6 protein-coding genes are annotated in these 6,771 nt (G+C 66.5%); 3 read left to right on the top strand and 3 right to left on the bottom strand.

Going from position 1 to position 6,771, the window contains the following annotated elements; translation table 11 throughout:
• Positions 1–328: 328 nt before the first annotated feature.
• The gene (locus C1H66_RS15905) at positions 329–778 is read right to left on the bottom strand and encodes a VOC family protein (RefSeq protein ID WP_102628863.1); all 450 of its coding nucleotides are present in this window, start codon (positions 776–778) and stop codon (positions 329–331) included.
• 373 nt (positions 779–1,151) lie between these two features.
• On the opposite strand from C1H66_RS15905, the gene bla reads away from it, so the two are divergent.
• The gene (gene bla, locus C1H66_RS15900; RefSeq protein WP_102628862.1) at positions 1,152–1,988 is read left to right on the top strand and encodes a class A beta-lactamase; all 837 of its coding nucleotides are present in this window, start codon (positions 1,152–1,154) and stop codon (positions 1,986–1,988) included.
• Positions 1,989–2,137: 149 nt separating this feature from the next.
• On the opposite strand, the gene C1H66_RS15895 is transcribed toward bla, so the two are convergent.
• Positions 2,138–2,635, bottom strand: coding sequence for a VOC family protein (locus tag C1H66_RS15895; RefSeq protein WP_102628861.1), 498 nt, complete (start codon positions 2,633–2,635; stop codon positions 2,138–2,140).
• Between the two features lie 181 nt (positions 2,636–2,816).
• Between C1H66_RS15895 and C1H66_RS15890 the strand changes: the two genes are divergently transcribed.
• Together C1H66_RS15890 and C1H66_RS15885 are read left to right on the top strand one after the other, a co-directional pair.
• Positions 2,817–3,446 carry a glutathione S-transferase family protein gene (locus C1H66_RS15890; RefSeq protein ID WP_102628860.1) on the top strand — a complete coding sequence of 210 codons (630 nt, stop codon included), beginning with the start codon at positions 2,817–2,819 and terminating at the stop codon, positions 3,444–3,446.
• Between the two features lie 82 nt (positions 3,447–3,528).
• The gene (locus C1H66_RS15885) at positions 3,529–4,350 is read left to right on the top strand and encodes an alpha/beta hydrolase (protein ID WP_170064169.1); all 822 of its coding nucleotides are present in this window, start codon (positions 3,529–3,531) and stop codon (positions 4,348–4,350) included.
• A gap of 29 nt (positions 4,351–4,379) precedes the next feature.
• Here C1H66_RS15885 and C1H66_RS15880 read toward each other — a convergent pair whose 3' ends face one another.
• The gene (locus C1H66_RS15880) at positions 4,380–6,761 is read right to left on the bottom strand and encodes a DNA polymerase II (RefSeq protein ID WP_102628865.1); all 2,382 of its coding nucleotides are present in this window, start codon (positions 6,759–6,761) and stop codon (positions 4,380–4,382) included.
• Positions 6,762–6,771: the final 10 nt, after the last annotated feature.

The raw sequence follows: 6,771 nt of genomic DNA, 5'->3' as shown, positions 1-6,771 counted from the left end.
CGAGAGGTCGCCGTCGCGGCTGGCGAGGTTGACGACCAGCGCGAAGGGCACCGAGAGGGTTTCGGTCAGCGTGAAGTCGACCACCGCCAGGTCGAGGTCGTCGGCCCCGGCGAGCGCCAGGGTGAACTGCAGTCCGGTTGCGTTGGCCATACGTCATTCCCTGACAGGTGAGCCATTCATGGCATTGATCAACGCAGGGTACAGGGCTCCATCGAATGCACAAGACGCCCCTGACGAGTGGCGCAAATCTCCGATACGAAATATCGGCAATGTCTTACAAAAACCTCAGCCACGAATGTCCGATGGCCTTATCACCCCCCCCCCTTCTTCATGGAGAGTCCATGGAGAACTCCACGCTGCCGGTATAGCCCACCATCCACTGGACGCCGAACTTGTCCTTGCAGATGCCGAACTGCTCGGCCCACTCGGTTTGCTGCAGGGGCATCTCGACCTGGCCGCCGGCGGCGAGCGCCTCGAACAGTTGCGTGGCTTCCGCACCGCTCTCCGCTTCCAGGCTGATGTAGAAGTTGTTGCCCATGTTCAGCGACGCGGCCTGGCTCTCCAGGACATCGGTCCCCATCAGCATGGTGTCCCGGCCGAGGGGCAGGGCCATGTGGGCGATCTTGTCGAGCTCGTGTTCCGGCGCCCCCATGGCGTTGTCGCCGAAATCCCGGTAGCGGAGCACCATGGGGAATTCGCCGCCGAACACCGAGCGGTAGAAGCCGAACGCCTCTTCGGTATTCCCGGCGAAGTTGAGATAGGGGCTTACCATCTTCATGATCGTCGCGCCTCTTGGTGTGGTATGCGTTACAGGGTAGTCGAATCTCTCGGCGCGGCATCGACAGCCGCCACGCTCAGCCATGGATACCCCGATTCAATTCATGCTCCTGCCCCGCTCCCATCGCCATATTCTCCCGAGATCAGGCGCACTGCGGCAGGGTCATGGTACGTTTCCATGAGCTCATGCCGGGCATGAGCGATGTAGCAGCCCACCTTTGCATCGTGCCGCCTGGTGGGCCCGTGCGGCGCGCAATGCACCACCGGCATGGACAGGCAATCGCCCACTGACTGGCTGGGAGGCCAACGTGAAACGGATAATGACACGACGTGGATTCGGGGTATGGTTCGGCACGCTGCTCGCCGGAAGCCTGATGGCGCAGCAGGGCACCGCCCTGGCGGTGCCCGGCACCGACGCAGGGCTGACCGACAAGGTGATCGAGATCGAGGAACGGCTCGGCGCGCGCATCGGCGTCGCCGTGCTCGATACGCAGACCGGGCATCGCTGGGAGCATCGCGGGAACGAGCGCTTCCCCATGAGCAGCACCTTCAAGACACTGGCCTGCGGCGCCGTGCTCGCGCGGGTCGACACCGGGGAGGAGGCCCTCGACCGCCGCATCCGCTTCGCCGCGGGCGATGTCGTGACCTACTCCCCGGTCACCGAGCATCGGGTCGGCGGCGACGGCATGACGCTGGCCGAACTCTGCGAGGCCACCATCACCACCAGCGACAACACCGCCGGCAATCTCATCCTGGAGACCCTGGGTGGCCCGGGCGGGCTCACCGAGTTCATGCGTTCCCTGGGCGATACCACGACCCGGCTCGACCGCTGGGAAACCGAGCTCAACGAGGCCACGCCCGGTGACCCTCGCGACACCACCACCCCGGTTGCCATGGCCGACAGCCTGCATGCGCTGCTCTTCGAGGAGCGCCTCTCCCCGTCCTCGCGCGACCAGCTCGCGGCCTGGCTGGTGGCCAACACGACCGGCGACGCCAAACTGCGGGCGGGCCTGCCCCGGAACTGGCGCATCGGCGACAAGACCGGTGGTGGCGGCCACGGCACGAACAACGACGTCGCGGTGATCTGGCCGCCCGACAGGGAACCGGCGATCGTCAGCGTCTACCTCACGGAGAGCGAGGCCTCCTTCGACGATCGCAATGCCGCCATCGCCGAGATCGGCCGCCTCGTGAAGGAGCAGCTGGATCACTGAGCCGCCGCTCTCGAAGCGGCTCGGGCGTGGTGCCGAGGCGTTAGAGACGACGACCTTGATGAAACAGCCCGCGGCGCCGTTCAGTGGCGCTGCGGGCTGAAAACATGATGGGTCTGCTGTGTGCGGAAGACAGAAGCCTCGACTACCGCTCAGCCAGCATAGGCACGCTCGAGCTCGGCGATGTCGATTTTCTTCATGCCCAGCATGGCCTGAAACACCCTTTGCGATTTCTCATGATCGGGATCGCCGAGCATTTCGATCAGCACCCTGGGAATCACCTGCCATGAAAGGCCATACTTGTCCTTGAGCCAGCCGCACTGCTGGGCATTCGGGTCACCGCCTTCGGAAAGTTTCTCCCAGAAGTGGTCCACCTCCTGCTGGGACTCGCAATCGATCTGTAGTGAGATCGCCTCATTGAACTGGAATACCGGCCCGCCATTGAGAGCGGTAAACGCCTGCCCTTCGAGCTCGAAGGCCGCGACCATCACGGTTCCCGGTGGCCTGCCATGAATCTCCTGTCCCGCTTCTCCATAGCGGGAAATGTTCGTGATCCTGGAATTCTTGAAGATACCGGTATAAAACTCCGCCGCCTCTTCGGCTTGGTCGTCAAACCACAAGCATGGGGTGATCTTCTGGATTGTTGGCATGCCGCATCTCCTTCGTCAGGGCCAGTGTCACTCACGGATGGTCGTGACTACCGGATAGTCGTCTGAGGAAACCCAAGGTCGACACTTCCTGTGCCGACGGCGGCGGCCAAGATGAAAACGCCGGCAGGGATATGAGACCCTGCCGGTATCCGCTCGAGTACCCGCCGAGGACAGCGCCGCCATGATCGATCTCTGGACCTGGACCACTCCCAACGGCCGCAAGGTCTCCATCATGCTCGAGGAACTCGGGCTGCCCTACCGCACCCACGCCGTGGATATCACCAACCGCGAGCAGTTCGCCGAGGCCTTCCGCGTCGTCAGCCCCAACAACAAGATCCCGGCGATTCGCGACAACGACACCGGCATGACGCTGATGGAGTCCGGGGCGATCATGGTCTACCTGGCCGAGAAGACCGGCCGCTTCCTGCCCGAGGACGCCGAGGGCCGCTACCGTACCCTGGAGTGGCTGATGTGGCAGATGGGCGGCGTGGGCCCGATGCTCGGCCAGGTCCACCACTTCCTGAAGTTCCACCCCGGCAAGGCGCCCTATGCCGAGCAGCGCTTCCACACCGAGGCCGAGCGCCTCTACCGGGTGCTCGACACCCGCCTGGCCGATCGCGCCTTCCTGGCCGGCGACTACACGATCGCCGACATGGCCACCTGGCCCTGGATCTCGCGCTTCGAGTGGCAGCGCATCGACCTGAACGACTACCCCAACGTCAAGCGCTGGTACCTCGAGATCGCCCACCGCCCCGCCGTGCAGCGCGGCTACCACTGCCCGAAGCGGGTCAACGAGATCCCCATGCCGTGACCATATGGACCGTCACCCGGGACTGAAGGCCGTGTGCACGCTGCCATACTGTAGGCATCGCAAGCGAGTGGATCGTGTAACGATGCTGAGGATGCTACTGGTGATCGTGATCACGGCCCTGGCGGGCCACTCCCCGGCCGTCGCACGAGAGACGACGGTGTGCGGTCCCGTCCAGGAGCGTTTCTTCTTCTGGCAATGGAGTCGCGTGGCGCCCTCTCCCGACCCCACCCGCGTGGCCGGACTCGAGCACGTGGAAGCCACGACCTTCGTCACCGGCGACGGCAAGCGCCTGGCCGGCTATCGTTATGCCGCCCATGGCAACCTGAGCGTAGAGGGCGAGCCGCGCGGCTATCTGCTGATGGCCATGGGCAATGCCATGGTCGCCGACATGATGATCCGGCACCTGGCCGACTTCGCCGCCGCCGGCTACGACAGCTATGTGTTCGACTATCGCGGCTATGGCGACTCGGAGGGGCGGCGACGCATCAATGCCATCATCGAGGATTACCGGGAGATCGTCGACGCCATGAATGCCCGGTATCCCCATGGCCTGCTGTACGGCACCTCGCTGGGCGGCGCCGTGCTGATGAACGTGATCGGCCGAGGCGGCGCCTACGAGCGCGCGGTGATCGACTCCAGCCCCAGCCGCTTCTCTCCTTACGGCTGCCCACGCCGCATCGACCCGCTCGAACACCTCCCCGATGACGCCAGCCGCCTGCTGGTGATCACCGGCCAGCGGGACTCGGTACTCGATGACGACATGACCCGCGACCTGCGCCTCGAGGCCGAACGGCGCGGCGCGACGGTGATCCACGGCGAGGCGTATGACCATCCGTTCATGGATCGCCACGAGGCCCATCATCAGCGGATGGCCCGCATCCACCGCTTCCTGCTAGGCGAATAGCCGGCGCGCGCAGCCGATTCGTTAAATAGCTAGAACAGCCCCAGTTGGCGGTCGATCAGCGCCGTGAAATCATCGCCCACGAACGGCAGGATGGCGTCGGCCACCGGCTGCAGCTGGCGGGTGAGGTAGTGGTGGTAGTCGATGGCCGAGCGGCGCGTCTCCAGCGGCTCCGGCCCCGCCACCGTGATCACGTAGCTGATCCAGCCGCCGCCCTGGTACTGCCGCGGCCGGCCCAGTTGGTCGTTGTAGTCGTCGGCGAGGCGCGCCGCGCGCACATGGGGCGGCACGTTGCGCCGGTAGTCGTCGAGCCGCCGCCGCAGCCGCTTGCGGTAGATCAGGCGGTCGTCGAACTCGCCCGCGAGGGTGCGGCGCACGTAGTCGCGTACGAACTCGCGGTGCGGCTCGCCGGTGAAGATGCGCCGGTAGAGCTCCTGCTGGAAAACCTTGGCCAGCGGCGACCAGTCGGCGCGCACCGTCTCCAGCCCCTTGAAGACCACCCGCTCGCCGCCGTCCGCCTCGCGCACCAGCCCGGCGTAACGCTTCTTGCTGCCCTCCTCCGCGCCGCGGATGGTGGGCATCAGGAAGCGCCGGTAGTGGGTCTCGAACTGCAGCTCCAGGGCGCTTTCCAGGCCGAAGGCCTCGTTCAGGTGCTCGGCCCACCAGGCGTTGACCCGTGCCGCCAGGCGCAGGCCGATGGCGCGGGCCTGCGCCTCATCGTGGGCACGGCCAAGCCAGACGAAGGTGGAGTCGGTGTCACCGTAGATAACGGTATAACCCTCGGCCTCGATCAGCTCCCGCGTGCGGCGCATGATCTCGTGGCCGCGCAGGGTGATCGACGAGGCGAGCCGCGGATCGAAGAAGCGGCAACCCCGGGAGCCCAGTACGCCGTAGAAGGCGTTCATGATGATCTTCAGCGCCTGGGCGAGCGGCGCGTTGCGTTCGCGCTTGGCGGCCTCGCGGCCCTGCCACACCCGGGCCACGATATCGGGCAGCGCATGGCGGGTGCGCGAGAAGCGCGCCCCCTTGAAGCCGAGCACCGCGTCGTCGGGCTGGCGCAGGCCCTCCACCAGCCCCACCGGGTCGATCAGGAAGGTGCGGATGATCGACGGGTACAGGCTCTTGAAGTCGAGCACCAGCACCGAGTCGTAGAGGCCGGGCCGCGAGTCCATCACGAAGCCGCCCGGGCTCTCCTCCCCCGGCCGCTCGCCGTGGCGCTGCACGAGGTTGGGCGCGACGAAGCCGAGCCGGTGCATGCGCGGCAGGTAGAGATGGGAGAAGGCCGCCACCGAGCCGCCCATGCGGTCGACAGGCAGCCCGGTGACGGTGGCGCGCTCGAGCAGGAAGTCGATCAGCTCGGTCTTCGCGAAGATCCGCGTGACCAGCTCGCAGTCCTTGAGGTTGTAGCGGGCGAGCGCCGGCTTGTCCTCGGCGAACATGCGGTCGATGGCGTCCATGCGCTGATAGGGGTTGTCGATGGCCTTGCCCTCGCCGAGCAGCGTCTGGGCGACGTTCTCCAGGCTGAACGACGCAAAGCTCCAGGTCGCCTGGCGCAACGCCTCGATGCCGTCGATGATCAGCCGCCCCGGGGCCGAGGCGAAGAAGTGGTTGGCATTGCTGCCGTGGGCACGCCACCCCAGGGGCTCGCCGCCGCGCCCAAGCAACAGCGGCACGCCGAGGCGCTCGGCGTGCCGCTGTAGGATCCGCAGATCGAACTGCACCAGGTTCCAGCCGATGATGGCATCCGGATCGTGCCGGGCGATCCAGCCGTTGAGGCTCTCCAGCAGCGCCTCATGGCTGTCGCAGTAGTCGAGCGGGAAGTCCCGGGCGACATCGGCCTCGCCGCCCTGCCCGTTGGCGGGCCCCAGCATATAGACCTGGCGCTCGCCGCAGCCCTCGAGCGCGATGGAGTAGAGCGCGCCGCGGGCGTCGGTCTCGATATCCAGCGAGGCCAGCCCGAGCCGGGGGCGATAATCCGGCGCGGGCTTCAGCTGGGCATCGGCCAGCGTGCCATTGGCCTCCGCGCCGCCCGCGACCCACACCGGCGCGGTGATGAAGCGCTCCATCAGGTAACGCTCCGGCGGGCGGACATCGGCCTCGTAGACCTCGACGCCCGCCTGGCGCAGCCGCTTGTCGAGGTGCATCAACTGGCGATGCTGGCGGCAATAGAGGCCGAGCACGGGGCGATGGTGAAAGTCGCGCAGGTCAAGCGGGCGCAGCTCGACGTCACGCTCGCCGCGCAACAGCGCCTCGGCCTGCTCGCGCTGTTCGGCGGGCACGAAGGCCACCGAGGGCTGCACCGGCAGGCGGACATGTCGGGGGCCGTCATCGGTGGCCAGCCAGAACGTGACCTCGGTGCCGGCCGCCGACTCCCGCCAGTGCCGGGTCAGCACAAACCCCTGCTGTCGCTCCACCTCCACCTCT

It is taken from the genome of Halomonas heilongjiangensis (assembly GCF_002879645.1).
Lineage (GTDB): Bacteria > Pseudomonadota > Gammaproteobacteria > Pseudomonadales > Halomonadaceae > Halomonas > Halomonas heilongjiangensis.
Note: the sequence above shows the minus strand (reverse complement) of the source record. Positions and strands in the feature narration are given on the sequence as shown.